This is a genomic window from Acinetobacter sp. WU_MDCI_Abxc222 (genome assembly GCF_025514755.1).
Lineage (GTDB): Bacteria > Pseudomonadota > Gammaproteobacteria > Pseudomonadales > Moraxellaceae > Acinetobacter > Acinetobacter geminorum.
Genome location: NZ_JAHPVG010000020.1, coordinates 1 through 22,603, shown reverse-complemented (window position 1 = coordinate 22,603; position 22,603 = coordinate 1). Strand labels below are relative to the sequence as shown.

General features: G+C 40.0%; 20 protein-coding genes, 4 tRNA genes and 1 other RNA gene. 9 read left to right on the top strand and 16 right to left on the bottom strand.

Annotated features, from left to right (window positions below; all coding sequences use genetic code 11):
* Positions 1 to 15 precede the first annotated feature (15 nt).
* The 7 genes from KTJ10_RS17420 to KTJ10_RS17390 form a co-directional block, all read right to left on the bottom strand.
* Positions 16 to 92 (bottom strand) — tRNA-Met (locus tag KTJ10_RS17420).
* 157 nt (positions 93 to 249) lie between these two features.
* The gene (cntB, locus tag KTJ10_RS17415; protein WP_262442515.1) at positions 250 to 1,206 is read right to left on the bottom strand and encodes a carnitine monooxygenase, reductase subunit CntB; all 957 of its coding nucleotides are present in this window, start codon (positions 1,204 to 1,206) and stop codon (positions 250 to 252) included.
* Between the two features lie 47 nt (positions 1,207 to 1,253).
* Positions 1,254 to 2,705, bottom strand: a complete 1,452-nt coding sequence (locus KTJ10_RS17410; RefSeq protein ID WP_199993029.1) for an NAD-dependent succinate-semialdehyde dehydrogenase — start codon at positions 2,703 to 2,705, stop codon at positions 1,254 to 1,256.
* A gap of 63 nt (positions 2,706 to 2,768) precedes the next feature.
* The gene (gene cntA / locus KTJ10_RS17405) at positions 2,769 to 3,884 is read right to left on the bottom strand and encodes a carnitine monooxygenase subunit alpha (RefSeq protein WP_068529013.1); all 1,116 of its coding nucleotides are present in this window, start codon (positions 3,882 to 3,884) and stop codon (positions 2,769 to 2,771) included.
* A gap of 42 nt (positions 3,885 to 3,926) precedes the next feature.
* A complete protein-coding gene (locus KTJ10_RS17400) occupies positions 3,927 to 4,901 on the bottom strand; it encodes an alpha/beta hydrolase (protein WP_262442514.1) in 975 nt (324 codons plus the stop codon).
* Between the two features lie 11 nt (positions 4,902 to 4,912).
* Positions 4,913 to 6,565, bottom strand: coding sequence for a BCCT family carnitine transporter (locus KTJ10_RS17395; protein ID WP_262442513.1), 1,653 nt, complete (start codon positions 6,563 to 6,565; stop codon positions 4,913 to 4,915).
* A gap of 21 nt (positions 6,566 to 6,586) precedes the next feature.
* A complete protein-coding gene (locus tag KTJ10_RS17390) occupies positions 6,587 to 7,699 on the bottom strand; it encodes a tartrate dehydrogenase (RefSeq protein WP_262442512.1) in 1,113 nt (370 codons plus the stop codon).
* Between the two features lie 103 nt (positions 7,700 to 7,802).
* On the opposite strand from KTJ10_RS17390, the gene KTJ10_RS17385 reads away from it, so the two are divergent.
* A complete protein-coding gene (locus KTJ10_RS17385) occupies positions 7,803 to 8,783 on the top strand; it encodes a LysR family transcriptional regulator (RefSeq protein ID WP_063098226.1) in 981 nt (326 codons plus the stop codon).
* 53 nt (positions 8,784 to 8,836) lie between these two features.
* Here KTJ10_RS17385 and KTJ10_RS17380 read toward each other — a convergent pair whose 3' ends face one another.
* The 5 genes from KTJ10_RS17380 to coaD all read right to left on the bottom strand — a co-directional run bounded on the left by KTJ10_RS17380 (position 8,837) and on the right by coaD (position 11,451).
* The gene (locus tag KTJ10_RS17380) at positions 8,837 to 10,021 is read right to left on the bottom strand and encodes an OprO/OprP family phosphate-selective porin (RefSeq protein WP_262442511.1); all 1,185 of its coding nucleotides are present in this window, start codon (positions 10,019 to 10,021) and stop codon (positions 8,837 to 8,839) included.
* Between the two features lie 149 nt (positions 10,022 to 10,170).
* Positions 10,171 to 10,247 (bottom strand) — tRNA-Met (locus KTJ10_RS17375).
* 64 nt (positions 10,248 to 10,311) lie between these two features.
* An RNA gene (rnpB, locus tag KTJ10_RS17370) (RNase P RNA component class A) lies at positions 10,312 to 10,667 on the bottom strand.
* Between the two features lie 27 nt (positions 10,668 to 10,694).
* Positions 10,695 to 10,958, bottom strand: a complete 264-nt coding sequence (locus KTJ10_RS17365; RefSeq protein ID WP_086266024.1) for a YfhL family 4Fe-4S dicluster ferredoxin — start codon at positions 10,956 to 10,958, stop codon at positions 10,695 to 10,697.
* Position 10,959: 1 nt separating this feature from the next.
* The gene (coaD, locus tag KTJ10_RS17360) at positions 10,960 to 11,451 is read right to left on the bottom strand and encodes a pantetheine-phosphate adenylyltransferase (RefSeq protein ID WP_005070938.1); all 492 of its coding nucleotides are present in this window, start codon (positions 11,449 to 11,451) and stop codon (positions 10,960 to 10,962) included.
* A 134-nt stretch (positions 11,452 to 11,585) separates the two neighbouring features.
* Here coaD and smpB point away from each other — a divergent pair, with 134 nt between their 5' ends.
* Positions 11,586 to 12,062: an SsrA-binding protein SmpB gene (smpB, locus tag KTJ10_RS17355; RefSeq protein ID WP_002120348.1), complete on the top strand. Its 477-nt coding sequence runs from the start codon at positions 11,586 to 11,588 to the stop codon at positions 12,060 to 12,062.
* Between the two features lie 51 nt (positions 12,063 to 12,113).
* Here the strand turns inward: smpB and KTJ10_RS17350 are convergent, their stop codons facing one another.
* From KTJ10_RS17350 to rluD, 3 genes are all read right to left on the bottom strand, one after another.
* Positions 12,114 to 12,665, bottom strand: coding sequence for a flavodoxin family protein (locus tag KTJ10_RS17350; RefSeq protein ID WP_262442510.1), 552 nt, complete (start codon positions 12,663 to 12,665; stop codon positions 12,114 to 12,116).
* Positions 12,666 to 12,855: 190 nt separating this feature from the next.
* Complete coding sequence (gene pgeF, locus KTJ10_RS17345; RefSeq protein WP_262442509.1) at positions 12,856 to 13,593, bottom strand: peptidoglycan editing factor PgeF; 738 nt, start codon at positions 13,591 to 13,593, stop codon at positions 12,856 to 12,858.
* A 10-nt stretch (positions 13,594 to 13,603) separates the two neighbouring features.
* Positions 13,604 to 14,656, bottom strand: coding sequence for a 23S rRNA pseudouridine(1911/1915/1917) synthase RluD (gene rluD / locus KTJ10_RS17340; protein ID WP_262442508.1), 1,053 nt, complete (start codon positions 14,654 to 14,656; stop codon positions 13,604 to 13,606).
* Between the two features lie 71 nt (positions 14,657 to 14,727).
* Between rluD and KTJ10_RS17335 the strand changes: the two genes are divergently transcribed.
* Positions 14,728 to 15,891: an outer membrane protein assembly factor BamD gene (locus KTJ10_RS17335; protein ID WP_032005748.1), complete on the top strand. Its 1,164-nt coding sequence runs from the start codon at positions 14,728 to 14,730 to the stop codon at positions 15,889 to 15,891.
* Between the two features lie 157 nt (positions 15,892 to 16,048).
* Entirely contained in the window at positions 16,049 to 17,917 is a 1,869-nt protein-coding gene (locus tag KTJ10_RS17330; RefSeq protein WP_262442507.1) for a DNA primase, read from the top strand.
* Here KTJ10_RS17330 and hemA read toward each other — a convergent pair.
* On the bottom strand, positions 17,914 to 19,197 hold the full coding sequence (gene hemA / locus KTJ10_RS17325; RefSeq protein WP_057076693.1) for a glutamyl-tRNA reductase: 1,284 nt from the start codon (positions 19,195 to 19,197) through the stop codon (positions 17,914 to 17,916). The two genes, KTJ10_RS17330 and hemA, sit on opposite strands and share 4 nt — an antisense overlap.
* An 88-nt stretch (positions 19,198 to 19,285) precedes the next feature.
* On the opposite strand from hemA, the gene KTJ10_RS17320 reads away from it, so the two are divergent.
* The 5 genes from KTJ10_RS17320 (at position 19,286) to KTJ10_RS17300 (ending at position 22,601) form a co-directional block, all read left to right on the top strand.
* Positions 19,286 to 20,995 (top strand): tetratricopeptide repeat protein, encoded by a 1,710-nt coding sequence (locus tag KTJ10_RS17320; RefSeq protein WP_005070953.1) that lies wholly within the window; start codon positions 19,286 to 19,288, stop codon positions 20,993 to 20,995.
* Between the two features lie 4 nt (positions 20,996 to 20,999).
* On the top strand, positions 21,000 to 21,578 hold the full coding sequence (gene lolB, locus KTJ10_RS17315; protein ID WP_262442506.1) for a lipoprotein insertase outer membrane protein LolB: 579 nt from the start codon (positions 21,000 to 21,002) through the stop codon (positions 21,576 to 21,578).
* Positions 21,579 to 21,596: 18 nt separating this feature from the next.
* Positions 21,597 to 22,430, top strand: a complete 834-nt coding sequence (ispE, locus tag KTJ10_RS17310) for a 4-(cytidine 5'-diphospho)-2-C-methyl-D-erythritol kinase (RefSeq protein ID WP_262442505.1) — start codon at positions 21,597 to 21,599, stop codon at positions 22,428 to 22,430.
* Positions 22,429 to 22,503, top strand: a tRNA-Gln gene (locus tag KTJ10_RS17305). Before ispE ends, KTJ10_RS17305 begins: the two co-directional genes overlap by 2 nt.
* Before the next feature lie 26 nt (positions 22,504 to 22,529).
* A tRNA-Gln gene (locus KTJ10_RS17300) sits at positions 22,530 to 22,601 on the top strand.
* Positions 22,602 to 22,603 lie beyond the last annotated feature (2 nt).

Sequence of the window (22,603 nt, the reverse complement as noted above, 5' to 3'; positions counted from 1 at the left end):
GCGTGGTTTTTAAAATGGTGGCTATGACGAGACTTGAACTTGTGACCCCCGCATTATGAGTGCGGTGCTCTAACCAACTGAGCTACATAGCCGTAAACTGTGTGCGCATTATCTATAGTTCTATATAGCAGGTCAATAGGTAAAAACCCTTAATGTCCATCAATTGAACAAATAAGATTCAGATCATCATTATTTGTTCGTTTTTTAGCAAAATTATACTTTAAGCAATTGATCGTCCAAAGAAATATATTAAAGATCTAATACCAGTTTCTTACCTTTAGCTCTTGATACACAAATCATCATGCTCTTTTGTGAAGCCTTTTCGGCATCACTTAAGTATTGATCGAAGTGTTCTGCTTCACCTTCTAAGATGGCGGTTTCGCATGTACCACAAACCCCTTCTCGGCATAGACATTCCACATCAATATTTAATGTTTCGATGGCTTGTAAAATCGTCTGGTTACTTTGTACTTCAATTTCTTGATTAGACTTAGCAAGTACCACCGTAAATGCTTCACCATCTTCAGGAACTGTTGAGGCAAATTGTTCCCAGTGAATGTATTCATCGCGGTAACGATGCTTGTTACAACAATCAATCACAGCATCAATCATGGGTTTCGGCCCACAAACATAGACATGTGTGCCTTTAGGTTGTGATGAAAGCAGTTCATCCAGATTTAATGAGCAACCTTCTGAGTCAACATAACTAAACACATGTTCTGCATGTTTCTGCTTTAACTCATCTAACAAGGCCGCATGTTCAGGTGAGCGATAAGCATAATGTAGTTCATACTCAGCACCACGCACTGCAAGCTCATCCATTTGAGGTAAGAATGGTGTAATGCCAATTCCACCTGCAATTAAAATATGTTTATTCCCTGTTTCAGATAATGGAAATAAATTTTTGGGTTCTGAAATCTGGATTTCACAGCCTTCATTGCATTGATCATGCATAAAAACTGAACCGCCCTTACCTTCTACATCCTTACGAACACAGACTTGATAAGTCGATAAATCTTGCGTACAGCTCATTAGTGAATACGCATTTGAAAGTTGTTCATTCATTTTGACAATAATATGGCTTCCCCCACTAAATCGAGGAAAGTTCTGCCCATCTTGACGTTTGAACGTAAACCGTTTGATTAAAGGGGTTAGCTGTTCCACTTGAGTAACAACCGCTGGGAACATTTCATAATGATTAGCCATATTAGAATCCTTCTTTTACCGCATATTCTTGTTGTTAGGGCTTATCCTTAAAGCCCTAAACACATGTATTTAATGGTCATGAATTCTTCAAGACCATACTTTGAGCCTTCACGCCCAACACCTGATTGTTTCACACCGCCAAATGGTACAACTTCATTTGAAATTGCTGTGGCATTCATACCGACCATTCCATATTCAAGCTGTTCTGATACTCGCCATAAACGTGAGATATTTTCACTATAAACATAAGCAGCCAAACCAAAGATGGTGTCATTTGCTTGAGCAACAACATCAGCCTCATCAGTAAAGCGAATGAGGGGTGCAACTGGACCAAAAATTTCCTCTTGGACAATTTCCATCGTACGATCAACGTTAGTTAAAACAGATGGTTCATAAAAGGTTTGCCCTAAAGCATGCTGTTTGCCACCACAAGCGACCTTAGCACCTTTACTAACTGCATCATCAATCAACTGCTGTGCTTTCAAAACAGCCTTTTCATTAATTAATGGGCCAATTTGCACGCCATCTTCAAGTCCATTACCGACTTTAAACTTTTGTACTTCTTGTACAAACTTTTCGGCAAAAGCTTGATAAATATTGTCGTGGACATAAATGCGGTTAGCACAAACACAGGTCTGGCCCGCATTACGGAACTTTGCAAAAATCGCACCTTGTACAGCTTTATCCAAATCGGCGTCATCAAATACAATCAGAGGTGCATTACCGCCTAACTCAAGCGCTAACTTTTTAATAGTGCTTGAACACTGCTGCATCAGTAAACGACCCACTGGTGTTGAACCAGTGAAAGTCAACTTTTTCACTTTTTCATGTGAAGTAAATACCGAGCCAATTTCTTGAGATTTACCAGTAACAACATTAATCACACCAGCTGGAATACCTGCTTTTTCTGCAAGTTTCGCAATCGCTAAAGCACAGTAAGGCGTTTCATTCGCTGGCTTAATCACTATCGTACAACCCGCTGCTAAAGCTGGTGCTGCTTTACGCGTAATCATAGCAATTGGAAAATTCCACGGCGTAATTGCAGCTACCACACCAACAGGTTCTTTACTAATAATAAAACGCTGCTGATTATTGACAGTTGGAATCACATCGCCATAAATACGCTTACCTTCTTCGGCAAACCATTGAATAAATGACGCAGCATAACGCACCTCACCTTTCGCTTCTGCCAAAGGTTTGCCTTGTTCAATGGTCATAATTAAAGCAAGTTCATCGGTATGATCGAGAACCAGTTTGTACCAAGCCAATAAAATATCTGCACGGTTTTGAGCCGTTAAAGCTTTCCAACTTTGCAAAGCAGTATAAGCAGCCTCAACTGCTTGAGTAGCCTCAGCCGCTCCCATATTTGGAATTGTGCCAATTTCTTCGCCTGTTGCAGGGTTAGTCACTGGAACCGTTGCATTTGACTGTGCAGCTAACCATTGCCCGTTAATATAGGCTTGTTGCTGAAATAATTCTGTGCTTTGTAAACTCGACATATCATCTTCCTAACTGAAGAATCAGGTGTAAGTCATCTTTACACCTGAATAAATCCATTTGTTTTATTTGTGATGCTGCGCCACAAGATGTTGGAAGTAAGCAATACCATGCTCACTAATTCCTGAGCGTTGTTTGTCAGTCATAATACGACCCTGACCACGATAACCACGTGATTTCAAACCACGTTGTACGCTTTCTACCAAGTTCAAATCTTCAGGACGGAATACATTGCGATACCACTCAATCAAATCTTTTTGATCTTGAGTCAGTTCTTCGTTAGTGAAGTAAATATCGTAATGCTGCAAAGTTGTTTCTGCATCAACAGGGAACTCATAGATCACAGTCATAAAGTTGCTACCCGGTGGTACGTTGAACATGGTGCAAGGCCAAGTCCAGAAACCGTGAAACTCAGGATCAGTTACTGATGGATCAAGCTTGAATGATTTCTCTGATGAACGAGCAAAACCGTACTGTAATGTCCAGTTTTGATGTGTTGTATGCCAATATTTGTCGACTTGTACTGAGTCAGCAAAGCCAGGATGTGCAGGTCCACAGTGGTAACATTCTAGATAGTTATCAACAATCACTTTCCAGTTTGCTGGCGTTTCTGTCACAAAACGTGCCGCCAGTTTTAAATCTTTAATTACGCTACATGCTTGATTTAAACGTTCAGCAAATTCCGGAAGTTGGTCTTCTACACAAGTCGCATTTTCGTCCATATTGATGAAAACAAATCCTGCATATTCCTCAACTTTTAAAGGCACCATGCTTGAGTTTTCTTTATCGAAAGATTCAACATGGTCACAATTACGTGCCAAAGCTAAGCTACCATCTAGCTTGAAAGTCCATGCATGGTATGGGCAAGTAATGACATTTTTTGCTTTACCACTGCCACTTAAAAGCTCATGACCACGATGTGGACAAACATTATAAAACGCACGTAAAACACTATCTTTACCACGAATAATGACAATATTTTCACCAATTACTTTACGGGTAATATAGTCATTTGGCTGAGCCAACTCACTGCCATGTGCAACACAAATCCAGCTTTTAGCAAAGATTGATTCTTTTTCATGTTCATAAACTTGAGATGAAGTATAGAAAACTTTAGGGAAAGTCCATGCAACATCTGGGTTTGCGCAAAAATCTTCAGGTAATTTTTCAACTGCACTCATGTTTTTACTCCATTAAATTCTTTTCGTCCAAATGACTCGATATTAAATTGATGTCTTTTCGGCACTACTCAACATGCGGCTTATTGCACTTAGCATGTTTTGATATAAATGTTGAACTTCCGGACAGTCACGCATCAGACGTAAACTGCCATGTAATAAACCTTTACCTAAATGGAACTCGCTCGGGATACCTGCTTGTTGCAATTTTTGGGTAAATAGATATCCGTCATCACTTAAAGGGTCATATTCTGCAACTGCCACAAAACTTGTAGGCATATCTGAAAAATCAGTTGCCAATAAAGGTGCTAGACGAACATCCTGCCAATCTCGTGAATTCGGTGCATATTCCTTTAAATAAAAATGCATATCTTCCGTTGTGAGTAATGGCGCATGTGCATGCTTTTGTGTGGCTGGTGTATCAAGCGCTGCAGTTAAACACGGATAAATCAAAGCCATACCTTGAGCTTGCAAACCACTATGCTGTAGATGCATTGCAATGGCTGCTGCTAAATTACCCCCAGCGCTATCGCCTGCTAGAACGATATTTTCACTATCTATTTGCCAATCAAAACCATGCTGTTTAAGCCATTGATAGACTCCTAAACAATCTTCAAAAGCTGCTGGAAAGCGATACTCTGGTGCCATGCGGTAATCCACACCAATGACAACTGCATTTAAGTCCTGACACAAATAACTGGTAATAAACTCATGTGAATCGAGTCCACCGACCATCCAACCACCACCATGTAAATACAACACACATGGCCAACCAGCTTCAGGTTGATTAGTTTTTGGTGAATAGATGCGAACAGGTACAAGATGCTCTGCATTTGCAACAACTCGATCTTCTACTTCGATCTTGCCATCACGAGGCAAAGTGTAGTGTCGGCACATCGCGTCATATGCTGCACGAATTGAGTCAATATCTGCATCTGCTGGGGAATAAATGCTGCTCCAGTACACTAGGCTTTGCATTTCTTCACTTAAGACATAAGTAGTCTGTTCACATGTAGTCATTACCGTTCCCTCTAGCTGGTTTTTCTATCCAGTTTGATTGAGCTTGCAAGCTCAAGCTGCATCCGTTTTGCATGTTCATCTTGAGACTGGTTTAAACCAATTTCCGCATCATCATAACCTTGTTGTTCAATCAAATGCGATGGAACTTTGGCATAATCCTGAATCAGCCATTTCACTAAGCCATAGGTTTGAATCAGAATAATCACGATGAATGGTAAAGCCGTCACAATAGTTGCTGTTTTCATGGTGTCTAACGGTGCTTTACTAAAGATCATGGCAATTGGAACCAAAGTCAGCATGACACACCAGAACAAACGGGCATTTGGTGAGGGATCTTGCCCTTCACTTAAACCTCGTGTACATGTTGCTGAAACCGCATATCCGACCGCATCCATATGTGCTGCCAAGAACACCACCATGATGCCTAGGAAAATCCACATCATGAGTTTTCCGGCAGGTAACAGGCTGAGTAATTGACCAATTGCAACCTCACCACCTTGTTGACTTAAGATTTGTGGCACATTTACAGCTCCATGAATAAAGCTATAAACACTGTAGTTTTCAAACACACCAAAGATGAACCAGAGACCAACACTGCCGCCAATCACCATGGCAAAGATCACTTCTTTAATGGTACGGCCTTTAGAAACACGCGTTACGAACAGTGCCACACCCGGTGCATATGAAATCCACCACAACCAGTAAAATACAGTCCACTCACGAGTAAACTTGCCATCACCCATTGGATCGGTAAACAAGCTCATATCAACAAAGTTGGTTGCCATTAACCCAAAACTCATCAATGAGTTATTCAAAATGAACTGAGTTGGACCAAAGCAAACTACATAAATCGCAAATAACACTACACCTAAGCACACCATGTGACTTAAACGTTGCATGCCCTTGTCCATACCTACATACGAACTGAGTGCGAACAGAACCGAAACACCTAAAATAATGATGACTTTGGTCATAAAGGTATTTGGAATACCCGTGAGCTGAGACAAAATATTGGTAAATGTCACGGCAGTGAGTACCAATGAAATCGTCAATGCGCCAAACATACAAAGCAAGAACATTAGGTCGACTAAACGCCCAACCACGCCGGTTGATTTAAAGCCTGTCACAGCCTCAATCACTGAAGCCAAACTTAAACCTTTGTTTTTTCTTACGTGGTAGCTGTAGCACAAAGAAATTGATGCCAAAGCATAAATTGCCCATGCACTTAAACCAGAATGAAAAAACGAGTAAGCCACACTATATTTCAATGCTTCTGCTGACTCAGGCGGTAAGCTCAAACCTGGAGTTTGATAATAGTAAGCCCAGTCCAAAAAGCCCCAGTACAGTGTAGAAGACCCAATACCTGACAAGATGAACATAAAAATCCATGACATCGTGGTGTATTGAGGCTTTCCTTCACCGAGTTTGATTTTGCCGTATTTACTAAAAGCCAGACCAAAAGTAAAAATAATAGCTAAAAAAGCAAACAGTAATACTGGGGTTGTAAATACCGATGTCGTCCACTGCATCCATGTTGCAGCAATCTTGATCGACTCTTGCGAATAAATTGCCAAACCAGCAACTGAAATAAATACAAACAGTAAACTGGTTACGGCAAGAACTTTATCCGTATAAATTTTTGTGTTTTGATTATCCATATCCATACATCCATTTTTTGGATGGCGTTATTCCATAGCGAACACGTCCATTTTAATTTGGGCTACACACGATGCAATTGCATCTCCTACCTCATAAGTTTTTGCCTGACCACCAATATCGGCTGTCTTTGGCCCATTAATTAATACATACTCAATCGCCTGCATAATGTCCTGACCTGCTTGGATGCAACGCTCGTCTTCTTCACCAAAGAACTCGAACATCATGGCACCCGACCAAATCGCAGCGATTGGGTTGGCAATTTGTTTACCGTAAATATCTGGTGCTGAACCATGGACAGGTTCAAACAATGATGGGAATTTCCTTTCTGGGTTTAAATTTGCCGAAGCCGCTAAACCTATAGTTCCCGTACATGCAGGTCCTAAATCGGAAAGAATGTCGCCGAATAAATTCGATGCAACAACCACATCAAAGCGTTCAGGTTGTAAAACAAAACGAGCTGCTAAAATATCAACGTGCTGTTTATCGGCCTGAATTTGTGGATATTGTTTTGCCATCGCATCAACACGCTCATCCCAATACGGCATGCTAACGGCAATACCATTTGACTTGGTCGCTGCGGTAAGTTTTTTCGCATCACGCTGATTTGCAAACTCAAATGCATAACGCAAAATGCGATCTACGCCATGACGTGTAAATACAGCTTCTTGTAAAACAAACTCTCGATCTGTTCCTTCAAAAGCCTTACCACCAATAGCTGAATATTCACCTTCACTGTTTTCACGGACCACGTAAAAGTCGATGTCGCCCGGTTTTTTACCTACTAAGGGACATTTAACACCCGGCATTAAGCGCACTGGACGTAAATTCACATATTGGTCAAAACCACGACGGAACTGGAGTAGCGACCCCCATAGTGAAATATGGTCAGGTACTTTATCTGGCCAGCCTACAGCGCCAAAATAAATTGCATCGTAGCCCTGCAAAGTTTCAAACCAGTCATCTGGCATCATTTTGCCGTGCTCAAGGTAGTAATCGCAGCTTGCCCATTCAAATGCATCTAACTGAAGCTCAATCCCGTACTTCTCTGCTGCTGCCTTTACAACCTTAATGCCTTCTGGTAGAACTTCTAAACCAATGCCATCGCCTGCAATCGTGGCAACTTTATATCTTTTTGCCATAAGCTTCCTTCACACCTTCGACTAATATCCTTGTATGGCTTAAACATGATGTTTTAAGCAAAAATGATCAACAACAGAACTATCACTCCAATGGACACGGATCGTGAATAATCTACCTAACCTATCGGATTTAAAGGTTTTTTGCACAGTCGCCAAACTAAAAAGTTTTGTCGAATCTGCTGAGGAACTCGGGACTTCGCCAGCTTTTATTAGCAAGCGAATTAATATTTTAGAAAACACGTTGAGCTGCAAACTTTTTCATCGCAGTACGCGTCACGTTAGTCTGACAGAAGATGGCAAACTCATCCTTGAGAGAGTTTCAAATATTCTTGAAGAATTTGATGAAGTTTGTGAACTGGTGAATAACCCGCTGAGTACACCTACGGGTCGTATGGATATTATTAGTAGCTTTGGTTTTGGCAGAAAACATATCGCACCGATTCTGTCTAAATTAATGATGCTCTATCCAAAGCTTCAAATTCATTTTGACACCATCGACAATACCAAAGACCTGATTCAACACAGTATTGATTTGGACATTAGAATTGGTAATGAAATCGCACCGAATATGATTGCGAAGAAGCTGGCGTCTAATTTTAGAATTTTGTGTGCGGCGCCAAGTTATTTACTTAAACACGGAGTACCGGACTGTATTGAAGACTTGCAGTCACATGATTGCTTAACGATTAGTGAACGCGATCAATCTTCAGTTTTATGGAAATTTAGGCATGCCTCTGAAGATGTCGCAGTACATATCAAACCACGCTTTGTTTCTAACAACGGCGAAATTATTCATCAGCTTGCTATAGAAGGTCATGGCATTATTTTCCGTTCAATTTGGGATGTAGCAGATGAATTAATTACAGGTCAACTCCAGCATATTTTGCCTGAATATTGGCAAGATGCAGATATATGGGCGGTTTATCCATCACGGCTTAAAAGCTCATCTAAATTACAAACCTGTATTTTGTTTATTCAAAACGAATTGCTCAATCGTTTACAGCACATTCAAAACCTAACCCGAGGACAACTCATTTCTCCGGCAGTTAAACGAGAACCACCGCCAGAAAAAGTCTTCCTATAAAAAAAGCCCTAAGTGACGCCTGCTCACTTAGGGCAATAAATTGCTTTTAAATTTTAAAAATAGTACCCAATTGAAAGATAAAATAATTTATCCCAATCATTACTACTACCTTGTGCAAGGCCATCAGCCCCACCACCAACCATTGGATCGTTTTTACTCATAATATATTCACCCTGAATACCAATGGCTTTGTAATTAAAATAAACGCCTGCAATTAAACGCTCAGAGTCTTTATATCCATCCTCATCTTTGAAAAAGCGGCTATGAGAGATATAAGGCTTAATATTTTCAAGTTTGTGGAATGGCTTAGCAAAGGTATAGTTAATTTCATTAACCAAATATTTACCTTTATTGGCAACTTGATATGGATAATCAAATGCTCCAATGGTTGAGCTATTTGGCAATAAATCATCCCCATTCGTCACATCTTGCTTACCTACTAAGAACATCCATTGCCATGCTTGATATTGCGTTTGAGTAAATACATTCCATGACTTGCGGTGTCCATCTTCGTCTGTTCTTTTATTTTCTAAATCAGAATACCAAACTGAACCACCTAACTCGGTCGAAAATTTTTGAGCTTTATCAAGCTCAAATTTTCTAGAGGCCCGCGCGATCCACATATTTTTTTCTTCGATATTAGTACCTGTGGTTAAATCATCAGCTTCCACAAAGTTACCACTGTATCTGCTTGAGTCCTTTGAAGTTCCCTTATAATTTCCGCCATCAGTGGGATAGAATCCTAGGGTCAAATTATATTTATCATCTGCAAATTTATATTTAATCCCGAGATTATCAATATCTTCTAAACCGACAGTATTTAAAAGAGTTTCGTAATAGCTACTTCCCCAAAATTCGCCAAAGCCAAAATCAACGGGTTGCAAACCTGCCATGATTCTCTGCTGATCAGATAATTTATAACCTACCCAAGCTTTTTTTAGAAAAATCGCATCACACAAGCGATTATATTGATAACAACGGGCATCCGCACCTGCAATCCAAACTGGATTTTCATAACCTAATACTAATTTAATATCAGTTAACCGCCAATCATCATTTTGGGACCCTTCATTTGCATCAACCACATAATCTTTATGCAAATAACGAGAACGTACTGCGCCAGACACTTTAAATTGACCCGAATCTAAAGTTGGATCTCCCCAACTCAAATCAGCCGCAGAAGCCTCTACTCCCGCAGTTAAACTTAAAATTCCTAAAAATAATAATGACCTTTTCATGTCTTCAACATCCTTGTTAAGTGTTATAAGAACATGAAGAAATTGGTCTAGACAAACAATGCCACAACTATAAAGTCGGTCTTCACAAACTGTGTTTAATCAAAAAATGAGCATAAAAAAAAGACCACGCAGGAGCGTGGTCTATAAAATGGTGGCTATGACGAGACTTGAACTTGTGACCCCCGCATTATGAGTGCGGTGCTCTAACCAACTGAGCTACATAGCCGAAAACTGTGCGCGCATTATCTTAACTTCTTTAACGCACGTCAAGAAAAATTTTAAATAAAATGAGGTGAAGTGAGCCTATAAGCCGGGTTCTGTCGAGGATGGTCATTCCTCTAGGCGTACAATCACTCATACGCTCAAGCGACCTACCCGAATCCAGTACGGGCCGTACCTCAGGATTCCTATTTGGTCTTGCTTCTGGTGGGGTTTACCATGCCGTGAACTGTTACCAGACACGCGGTGCGCTCTTACCGCACCCTTTCACCCTTACCTCACGAATGAGGCGGTCTACTCTCTGCTGCACTTTCCGTCGGCTTTCACCGCCCAGGCGTTACCTGGCACCCTGCCCTATGAAGCCCGGACTTTCCTCCCCTGCTTCAGTCACGAAGACCTCCACAGCAGCGACCATCCAGCTCACCTCAGGGGCGCATATTAACAAATTTATTTACTAATTGCTTGTGCTTTTTTGAGCAATTAATCTTTTATATTTGTCTAATAGCTGTTCTTCCGTTTCCACATGCTGCGGATCTTTAGGAATACAGTCTACTGGACAAAATAACTGACATTGCGGCTGGTCATGATGACCAACGCATTCAGTGCATAAATCTGGATGAATTTCGTAAATCACTTCACCCATGAAAATAGCTTCATTTGGGCAAACTGGTTCACAAACATCACAGTTTATGCATTCATCGGTGATATATAACGACACTTTACCAACCTTGTTGATGTTTACGTTCAAAGGCCTCAACCACAGCTTGCGGAACAAACTTGGTTACATCCCCTTTTAAACGAGCAATTTCCCGAATCAATGTCGAAGAAATAAATGAATACTGCTCAGATGGCGTTAAAAACACTGCTTCAAAATGTGGGTCCAACTGGCGGTTCATATTGGCAAGTTGAAATTCATATTCAAAATCAGAAACTGCTCTTAAACCACGAAGTACTGCTGTTGCCTTCTGCTCTTTGAAAAAATTAACTAGCAACCCATCAAAGCCGACAAATTCAACATTTGATAAATGGCTTAATGAAGTTTGGGCCAGTTCAACTCTCTCTTCTAGACTAAACAAAGGGTTTTTATGATGTCCAATTGCAATTGCTACTACAACCTCATCAAACATTCTTGATGCTCTAGTAACTAAATCAACGTGTCCATTCGTGATGGGGTCAAATGTTCCAGGATAAATTACACGCGTTTTAGACATCCGCTAGTACTCTAATTGTATTGTGAACCTATTTTAGCAAAAGTTATACATCAGGCGAAATATTGACGTGCAGGAAAAACTTCACCTTAGCATCAGTTTACGGCACAATAGGCATAATTGTGGAAGTTTGAATTATGGCGAAAGCGACAGTAGTGAAAAAACATAATGGCGGAACCATCGCACAAAACAAACGTGCCCGCCATGATTATTTTATCGAAGAAAAATTTGAAGCTGGTATGTCTTTACTAGGTTGGGAAGTAAAGTCTTTACGTGCTGGTCGCATGAGTTTGACAGAAAGTTATGTCATTTTTAAGAATGGTGAAGCGTTTTTATTTGGTGCACAAATTCAACCGCTCCTTTCAGCATCTACTCATGTAGTACCTGAAGCTACACGTACACGTAAATTATTATTATCGCGCCGAGAACTAGAAAAGCTAACAGGTTCAGTTAACCAAAAAGGTTACTCATGTGTTCCTTTGGCATGTTACTGGAAAGGTCACTTGGTTAAACTTGAAATCGCGCTTGTGAAAGGTAAACAGCTTCACGACAAACGTGCGACTGAAAAAGATCGCGATTGGCAGCGTGATAAAGCTCGTATATTTCATAAGTAATTAAATAAAAAGCCTCTTCTTTTAGAGGCTTTTTTTACATTTTGAATTTTATTAATTTAATCTATATAAGAGTCCAGCAAGATATTCGCCAAACCATTTAGCCGTATCTAAATCGCCTTGTGGAGGAGTAATTTCAACAGGTGCATTATCTGACTGCGTCATTAAACCCAAACAACTCGATAATCGATTTAAATCTTTTTCACTATGACCTGTAGTCATCAAAGGTAACCCAGACCAAAGCATGCCATGTTGCATCGCAAAAATATTTAATTGTTGTAAAACCGCTAGTTTATCGCCACTCAACCCACCTGAATTTGCAAAGCCAGCTGCAAGCTTGCCTTGCCATAAACGATTTTTCCAACGTTTAGATGTACTGTCCATAAACTTTTTAAAGTCGGCCGTCATACTTCCCATATAGGTAGGTGAACCAAAAATAATACCATGCGATGCATCAAGTGCATCCCAATCAATATGTTCAATATTCATTAAATGTACTTTTACACCTATCACCTCTGCCCCAGCAGCAATAGCGGAAGCTACTTTCGCGGTATGACCATATGGACTGTGGTAGACAATAGAGAGATGTTTTTCAGGCAAAGACATAAGTTTAAAATTTTGAGCGATTTTTTCTATTTTATCATTTTATTAACGCTTGCTAAACCTTCATCTATAAATATGAAATATAAGGCTTTCACTACCGCATACTATAGAAATATTTTGGAGTTAAATAAAAAACTCTCTTATTTTTTAATGAATATAAAATAAGAGAGTCATTTAAGGCGGTGATCAAAACTTACATAAAAACAAACGTAGCCATACGCCCTGTCTTCGCATCACGACGATAAGAAAAATACTCTTCATCCTGTTGATAAGAGCATCGATCTCCGCCCAAAACTTGTTGCACACCTAGACTTTGCAAAATAAAGCGTGCAATAGCATATAAGTCTGCATGAAATTTATTTGGAGCCACGCCTTCAACAAAAGCTGTTTCCAACTCTGGATATTTATCACAAAAGGCAGCTTTTACTTCAGCCCCAATTTCAAAACAAGGTTGACTAATTGCAGCTCCTAACCATGCCCAAGTTGGAGGATTTTGCATAGCCGTCACTGTATTTTCAATAATGCCACCTGCTAAACCACGCCAACCGGCATGCAAATTAGCGACTTCGGTTCCTTCGGCATTTCCCAACACGACAGGTAAACAATCAGCCGTCATCATCATTAAAGCATGACCTTTTGTTTGGGTGACCAAACCATCGCCGATTAAAGCTTTAAAAGGAATTTGTTCATTTACAGTATGGCAAATCGTACTATGCGTTTGGGTCATCCATGTCATTTTTTTAACACCAAATTTCGCAAACTCATCTAACAATATCATTCGATGCTGTTGAACACGCTGTGGCTCATCTTTGACATGTAAAGCCAGATTAAAGCCAGATAACTCAACCTGACCTGTTGGCAATGCCAAAGGATGCTGAACACGTGTCTGCCCTACAAATACGCCTTGAGGTAAACCTTGAACAAATTCCATATGCACGTCCTTAATATGCAGCGTTTTCTGAACGTAACACATTCACTAAATGTGTGAAATCTTCAGGCCACGGCGCTTCAAATAGCATTTCTTCACCAGTACGAGGGTGTTTTAAGCCCAATTTAGCTGCGTGCAATGCCTGACGTTTAAAACCACGTAAAGTTTCAATGAGCAGCTCAGATGCACCAGCTGGCACACGCACACGGTTCATATAAACCTGATCACCAACTAAGCCATAACCAATGTAACTAAAATGCACACGGATCTGATGTGTTCGTCCTGTTTCAAGGCGAGCTTGTACACGGGTAAAATCTTTAAAACGTTCTTTTACATTGTAGTGAGTTACTGCATCTCGCCCACCCGGTAAAATTGCCATTTTTACACGATCAACTGGGTGGCGTTTGATTGGTTCATCAATCGTGCCGCCAGCAATAATATTTCCATAAACAACCAAATCATATACACGGTAAACCGTTTTATTTGCCAACTGTTTACTTAAAGAAAATTGGGCCTCTAGAGTTTTAGCAACCACCAGTAAACCGCTGGTATCTTTATCAATACGGTGTACTAAACCAGCGCGCGAAAGTTCTGCCAATTTTGGGAAATGGTAAAGCAAAGCATTCACTAAAGTTCCAGAACTATTGCCTGCTCCTGGATGTACTACCATGCCTACCGGCTTATTAATAACTAAAATATCATCGTCTTCATAGACAATATTAAGTGGAATATTTTCAGGTTGACTCGTCGTCTGGGCTTCGAGCTCTACTTCGAGCGTAAGCAGCTCAGTTCCTTCACAACGGTGTTTAGGCTTGACAATGTTACCATTCACCAACAGATGGCCATCTTTCAACCATTGCTTGAGCTTTTCACGTGAAAACTCGCTCCATACCAAGGCTGCTACCTGATCGATACGTTGTCCCAGATAGGTTTCATCTAGCTGAACTTGCAACGATAAACGTGTTGCAGTTGTATCAGAAGTATGGTTATCTGCATCCTCAGAATCTTCAAGTAAATTGAAGTCGGTTTCAGAGAAGTTTGTGTTTGAAGATTGTGCTGAAGTCATTTGATCATTGAGATAAAAGTGGTTTAATAGCGCAATTGTAGCTCATTGCCCAACATAACAGAGGAGTTTTTATGTCGCTACCACGTTATAAAATTACGATGCTTGCCTTATCTTTAGGCGTAGCGTCTGCATTTGTGGGCTGTAGCAGCAATCCAAGTAAAAAAGAAGTGGTCGATACTGGCCCTCAATCTAGTGAACAAGCTTACTTCGAAAAGGCCCAAAAGTCGCTTGACCGTGGTCAATATCTTGATGCGACCAAGTCTTTAGAGGCAATCGATACTTATTATCCGACTGGACAATACGCTCAACAAGCACAACTTGAACTTCTATATTCGAAATTTAAACAAAAAGATTATGAAGGCACCATTGCCTTAGCAGAACGTTTTATTCGTTTAAATCCTCAACATCCAAATGTGGATTATGCTTATTATGTTCGTGCTGTTGCCAATATGGAGCAAAACTACGACAGTTTGATGCGTTATACCTCTTTGCAACAGTCACATCGTGATGTGAGTTATTTAAAAGTTGCGTATCAAAACTTTGTTGATTTAATTCGTCGTTTCCCAAGTAGCCAATATTCTGTTGATGCTGCTCAGCGTATGAAATTCATTGGGCAAGAACTTGCTGAAAATGAAATGACTGCCGCTCGCTTCAACGTTAAGCGTAAAGCTTGGATCGCCGCTGCAGAACGTTCGCAATGGGTGATTGAACACTATCCACAAACACCTCAAATTCCAGAAGCTTTAGCCACTTTGGCATATAGCTATGACAAGTTAGGTGATAAAGCTACTTCGCAACAATATATTGAAGTTTTAAAACTTAATTATCCAAGCTTGGTGAAAAAAGACGGCACAGTTAACATGCGTGCTGCTCGTAAAGAAGGTAACTGGATCAACCGTGCAACTTTAGGTATTTTCGGTCGTGAATCGACTGCTGCAACGCCAGAGAGCACAACTGAAGCAGAAGCTCCAAAACGTGGTTTCCTCAACCGTGTTAGTTTTGGTTTAATTGGTAATTCAGATAAAGAAGAAACTGAAGCACCAGAACAAACACCTGTTGAAGCTCCTAAGTCTGAACGTAGTTGGACAAACCGTTTAAGCTTCGGTTTATTAGACAAACCTGAGTCACAAGCAGCAGAAAATACAACTGTTGCACCAGCTGTAACCTCTACTGAAGCTTCAACTGATGTTCAATCAGATGAGGCAACACAAGGTGCGGATGACGCTGCTCAATAAGTTTAAGCTTTAAAAAACATCAACAAACAGGCAAGTGATATCACTTGCCTGTTTGTTTTTATAAAATATTAAAATATTTATTGGGCATATCTCGATTCATCATGTCAGAATATTCTGACTCACTGTCTCATCAAGTTTTAATACGGTTATCTGAATTATGGCAATTCCACAACATACGATTGATCAAATTCTAGATCGCACAGATATTGTCGATCTGATTGGTCAACGTGTGAAATTGAAAAAAACCGGACGTACATATTCCGGCTGTTGCCCTTTTCATCAAGAAAAAACGCCATCATTCCATGTTTACCGTGACAAGCAGTATTATCACTGCTTTGGTTGTCAGGCTAACGGAAATGCAATCCGTTTTCTTATGGATATCGATAACCGAAACTTTATTGAGGTAATGAAAGAGTTATCGAGTAGTACCGGAATTGAATTACCTAAAGATAATACTGAAAATAAAAAACTATCTTATACCCGTCAGGTTACAAAGCCACCCGTTACTAAAACAAATACGGCAGAACTTGTAACTCCACAGCGGCCATCGGATGAAAGCTACAACACACTTGAACCAGTATTTTTTGATGACCCTTTTGCTCAGTTCGAACAGCCGTTTAGCTTTGATGAACCAGTTCAAGAAGGTAATTTATATGACTTACTGGAAAATGTTGCTCAGTTCTATGAACAACAATTACCTCATAGTCAAAAGGCAAAAAATTACTTTAAACAGCGTGGACTAACCAATCAGACGATTCAATTTTGGCGCTTAGGCTATGCTCCAGAAGACTGGCAACATCTAGAAAAAGCTTTTCCTTATGATATTGACGGTTTAAAACAACTCGGACTTATCCGCTCAAGTGATAATGGGCGTGATTTTGATTTGTTACGTGACCGCGTCATTTTCCCAATTCGCGACCCTAAAGGCCGAGTGGTTGGTTTTGGTGGGCGTGCCTTAAATGACGAAATTAAACCTAAGTACATTAACTCGCCAGACTCAGAAGTCTTTCATAAAAATCAGCTACTTTACGGACTTTATGAAGGAAGAAAGCTTAAATCCAGTGATTGGTTAATGGTCGAAGGTTATATGGATGTCATTGCGCTTCAGCAATATGGCATTACTGGAGCTGTGGCAACGTTAGGGACCGCAAGTAATACTGAGCACCTTAATATTCTATTCAAACAAAATAGTCGTATTACGATTGCTTTTGATGGCGATGCAGCAGGTCAAAAAGCTGCACGTAGAACTTTAGAAATTGCTTTACCCCTTCTCAATGATGGTCGTGAACTTAAATTTTTTGTTCTACCCAATGATCACGACCCCGACTCTCTCATCCGTCGAGAAGGACTCGAGAATTTCCAAAAACTATTACAACAAGCCCCTCTTCTGTCCGATTTCGTGTTTGCGCACTTAACAGGTCAACACGATATCAGTACGCCTGAAGGGAAAAGCTTAGTCATGGGAGAACTCAGAGAACTCACCGAGTTATTGCCAAAACAAGGTTCTTTCCGTTACTTACTTACTCAATCTTTCCGTGAAAAACTCGGACTAGGTAAACGTTTTACCCCACAAATCAGCCACGATGCCTCGCTCTCATTTAACATCCATACAAAAGATGAAGACTTTGCGATTGCAATTTTAATGCATCATCCTTTTCTTTATATTCATTTTGAAGGATTACGGGCTTATATTCACCAAGATGAATTATTAGCCAAAGTACTGGCAATCTTAAACCGTATTTTTGATGATTTACCAGATGATCAAGAGTTGGCAACTTATTATGTGCTTGGTGCGTGTAGTAGTTACTGCCATGAAATCGCCGATATTATGCAAAGAACAAATATTCAAGCATTAACACAAGCTCCTGAAGTAGCTGACAAGTTAGCTAAAGAATATTCATTAAGTCTGCAAGAAAGATATTTACGTCAAAAACTGAAATCACCGATTTCTTTAATTGAATCAAGAAATCTAAGACAACAGCTCAATGAGTTAACAAAACAAATTAGCTTAAAGCTGTTGTCTTAATGTTTTGGCTTACGTTCATGCTCAAACACATCCTGTAAATGCTGTTGTAACCATTCAAAATAATCAGGATTTTCTGCTTTAGCAGCTTCACGTAACAAGATAGATGTGGGATGCATAAGTTTTTGTGTCAAACGATGAGCAAATTGCTGTAACACCTGTTCGGCATTCTCACCATGATGCAAAGCTTCTAACGCATGTGTAAGCTCTTGTTGACTAATTTCTTCACTGTGCTGGCGGTAAGCATGAATTGTGCTACCCGCCTCTTTAACTTTTTGATGCGTAATAAGCTGAGTAGCTAATTGATTAACCATGACCTCTGCTTCAACAGCCGCCTGACGACGTTGGGCAAGGTTCTCATCAATCACACTTTGTAAATCATCAACACCATATAAATAGACCCCATCAAGTGCTTCAACTTTAGGATCTATATCACGTGGTACCGCTAAATCAACCATTAACATTTGTTGGTAGCGACGTTTCTTCAATGCGGCCTTAACATCAGAATAAGCAATAACTTGATATAAACTACCAGTACAGCTCGACACGACATCAGCACGATATAAATTTTCTGCTAATGCTGAAAACTCAATAATTTCAACTTCAACCTGATGTGCAATCTCCTGAGCCAGCTGGTCAGCACGCTCACGGCTACGATTACAAATAATAATCTTCGCGACACCCATTTCAGCCAAATGCTTAGCAACCAAGCTATTCATTTCACCTGCAGCAACAACCATTACGGTAAGCTTTTCAGGCTTACTAAAAACTTGTAAAGCAAGTTGTGCAACAGCATACCCCATCGAAACAGCATGACTACCGACCGCTGTTTCGGAACGTACACGCTTAGCTGCATAGAAAGCGTATTCAAAAACACTATTTAATTCAGGAGAGACCGTTTGAGCTTCTTTAGACAATGCTAAAGCACTTTTAACCTGCCCTAAAATTTGCGGCTCACCAAGCATGAGAGAATCTAGACCACTCGCTACTCGCATTAAATGTGTAATCGCCTGCGTATTCTCGTAACGATAAACATGATGAATTAACTGCTTTACATCAATATTATTGGCATCGGCTAACCATTTTAGAAGGCTTTCGGCGTTTTCTGCCATGGCATAAACTTCTGTACGGTTACAGGTCGAGACGACCACCAAATCCTTTAAGTTTTGGTGGTGGCGTTGTTCGGCAAGCAAACGACTTAATCGCTCTGCATTGAAAGCAATTTGTTCGCGGAGTTCTACAGAAGCTGTTTGATGGTTGACACCCAATGCAAAGAAAGACATATCAGATCATCATTTCGCTAAATTTATGCTATTGTGCAACATCGGTGTCATAAAAAGCATTACTTTGGATCAATAAAAATTGCGTCAAATGAATAGCCGTATTAATTTTAACGGTGCTTCGATAAGACAGTATTCTACCACATTCTTGTTGTTAGGTAGCATGTCCTCGTATGTCTATGCACGTCCTGTGCAAGAGACCTATGCCGTGCATTCATTTGATCAGGCATTAGAGCAAACGATGGTCGCTGAATTTGCTCTAGCTTATGACGATATTCCAAACGCTTTGCATAATTACACAGTGCTCGCAATTAAAAGCAACTCTACATCAATTAAGCAGAGAGCTTTAGACGTTGCACTTGAATATAATGATTTACAAGCTGCTTTAAATATTGCTACTCATTGGGTAGCTCAAGAGCCTAAAGATGTACCAGCTTTATTTTATTTGTCACACATTGCTTTAAAAACGCACGAATATCAGCTTGCTGCTGAGACATTAGATAAAATTTTAAAGATAGATCCCACTGCCGATTTAGAACAAATTTTGGCTAGCATTGCTCCAGAAAATGCGCAGGATCGAGAAGTACTATTAACAGCTTTACGTTCTAGCGCAGAAAAAGACAATCCTTCTATTTTAGCACTCATCGCCAATTTAGAAGCTCAAAATGGTCAATTACAAACTGCGCTAACCAACATTAACAAAGCATTACGTCGACGTCCTAAAGTAACGAGCTTTATTTTAATGAAAGCAAACTTACTTATTGCTCTCAGCGATCAAGAAGGTGCGCTTAAATGGTATGCAAAGTCGAGTCGTAAAAATAAGAAAAATTTAGATATTCGATTAGCTGAAATCCGCTATCTCATACAAATTAACCAATCTCAGCTTGCGTTAGAAAAACTTGAAAAGATTATAGAAACCAACCCTAAAGCTGAAGAAGCCTTATTTATTGCAGGCTTAACGAGTATTGATTTAAAGCAATATGACAAAGCAGAACAATATCTTGTTGACCTACGAAACTCGGCAAAATACCAAAATGAAGCGTATTACTACTTAGCCATTAATGCAGAGCGTAAACAGCATTATGAAACTGCAAAAGCATACTATCGTTTAGTTGATGGCAGTTTATATGTGGTATCGAGACGAAATTTGATCGCAATATATGATAAACAAGAAAACTTACACGATGCTTTACGGTTCCTTACTCAAGAACGAGTAAATTATCCTCAACATGCAAGTTTCTTATATCAAGCCCAAGCTGAAATCTTAAAGAAAATGGGAAATAAAAAAGCTGCACTAAATCTATTAGATGAAGCAATTAAAAACCTACCCGACGACCCAGAACTGATTTATGCGGAAGTTTTATTACTTGATCCATATACGGATCGTGACAAGCTGGACAAAACATTAAAACAATTATTACAACTTGAGCCCAACAGCCCAACGTATCTGAATGCATATGCTTATACACTGGCACTGCAAAACCGTCGTTTAAAAGAAGCACGTCAGTATGCAGAGCAAGCATTAGAATATGCGCCTGAACAGGCCTCAATTCTTGATACGCTAGGTTATATTGCATTTTTACAGAACGATTATGAAGCTGCGGCGGAAGCCTTAGGCAAAGCCTATGAACTTAGCCATAATATAAATATTGGCGTTCGTTATGCTAAAGCTTTGTATATGCAAGGGTCACTCACGCAATTTAGCGCAGTGTTACAACAACTGAAACAAAAACATGCCAATGATCCACAATTACAACAGCTTGATGCGTTAATTTTACCTACATCTGCAAAAAAGAGTTAAATATATGAGCAAATTTGCCCAACTGTGCACAGCGATTTGTGGATCAAGTGTATTATTTCTAACCGGTTGTCAGCATTTTACTCAACCAAAACCTGCGGTTACCCAACAAGTTCAAGACGAAAAACACTTTAATTTGCAAGGTAAGATAGGAGTTCGTACACCACAGCAAACCGGTAGTGCTTTTTTTACCTGGCTTCAACAGCAAGATAATTTTGATATCGAATTAAGCGGTATTTTAGGCGTTGGAAAAACCCAAATTCAGGGTAAACCGGGCGAAGTAACTTTAAACAGCTCTAAAACAGGACTTATTAGCGCAGCCTCTCCAGAAGAACTTTTAGAACGTGCAACGGGTTGGCAAGCACCAATTACGCACTTAACGAGCTGGATTTTAGCCAAACCAGCAACGCTAAATACTCAAATTACGAAAGACGCTGCAAATCGAGTGAGCCAACTGGTTGAAGATGGCTGGACGGTTAATTTCAGTTACGATGGTGAACAAACTTTGCCGAACAAACTGGTTTTAAAGCAAGCTCTTGCTGAAGATAAAGAAAACCGTATTACAATGGTCATCCAAAACCGCTAAGTCTAATTATATAAATCTATGATTCGAGTTCCTTCCCCTGCTAAGCTCAACCTGTTTTTACATATTACAGGCCGACGTGAAAATGGTTACCATGAGCTACAAACCATTTTCCAACTGATTGATTTATATGATTGGATGACATTTACACCGACTTTGGGCGAAGAAATCAAAATCGATGGGTTAAGTGAAGTTCGAGCTGAAGAAAACTTGATTTATCGGGCAGCTCAAATACTAAAACCACATGCGAAAAAATTTTGTGGCTTGCACATCAAAATTGAAAAAAATATTCCAATGGGCGCGGGTCTAGGCGGCGGTTCATCTAATGCCGCCACAACGCTTATTGTGTTAAATCAATTATGGGAATGTGGCCTAGAGCAAGAACAACTTGCGGACTACGGTGTTAAGCTCGGTGCTGATGTTCCAATTTTTATTTACGGTAAAAATGCATGGGCTGAAGGCATCGGTGAACATTTATCATTCATAGACTTAGATCAAAAACAGTTCATTATTTTAAAACCTGATTGTTTTATCAGCACTCAATTGCTTTTTTCACAAAAAACATTGACAAGAGACTCTAAGACCACTAAATTTTGCGCCTATCAGTTAGAACCTTCTAATTTTGGAAATAACTTTGAGCCACTGGCTCGGCAGTTATACCCTGAAGTAGAAGAAGCAATGCAATATTTAGATCAATTTGGTCAAGCAAAGCTTACAGGTACAGGTGCTTGTGTTTTTATTGAAGTAACGAATGAAATGAATATTGATGAAATTCTTAAGCATTCACCATGTAAATCTTACTTGGTAAATAGTTTAAAAGAATCTCCTCTTAGTCATTTTAAGGTTACACGTTAGGGGCGTCGCCAAGTGGTAAGGCACCGGGTTTTGATCTCGGCATCCGTTGGTTCGAATCCAGCCGCCCCTGCCAACCTCACCTGTAATGATGATTATATTAGGGGCGTCGCCAAGTGGTAAGGCACCGGGTTTTGATCTCGGCATCCGTTGGTTCGAATCCAGCCGCCCCTGCC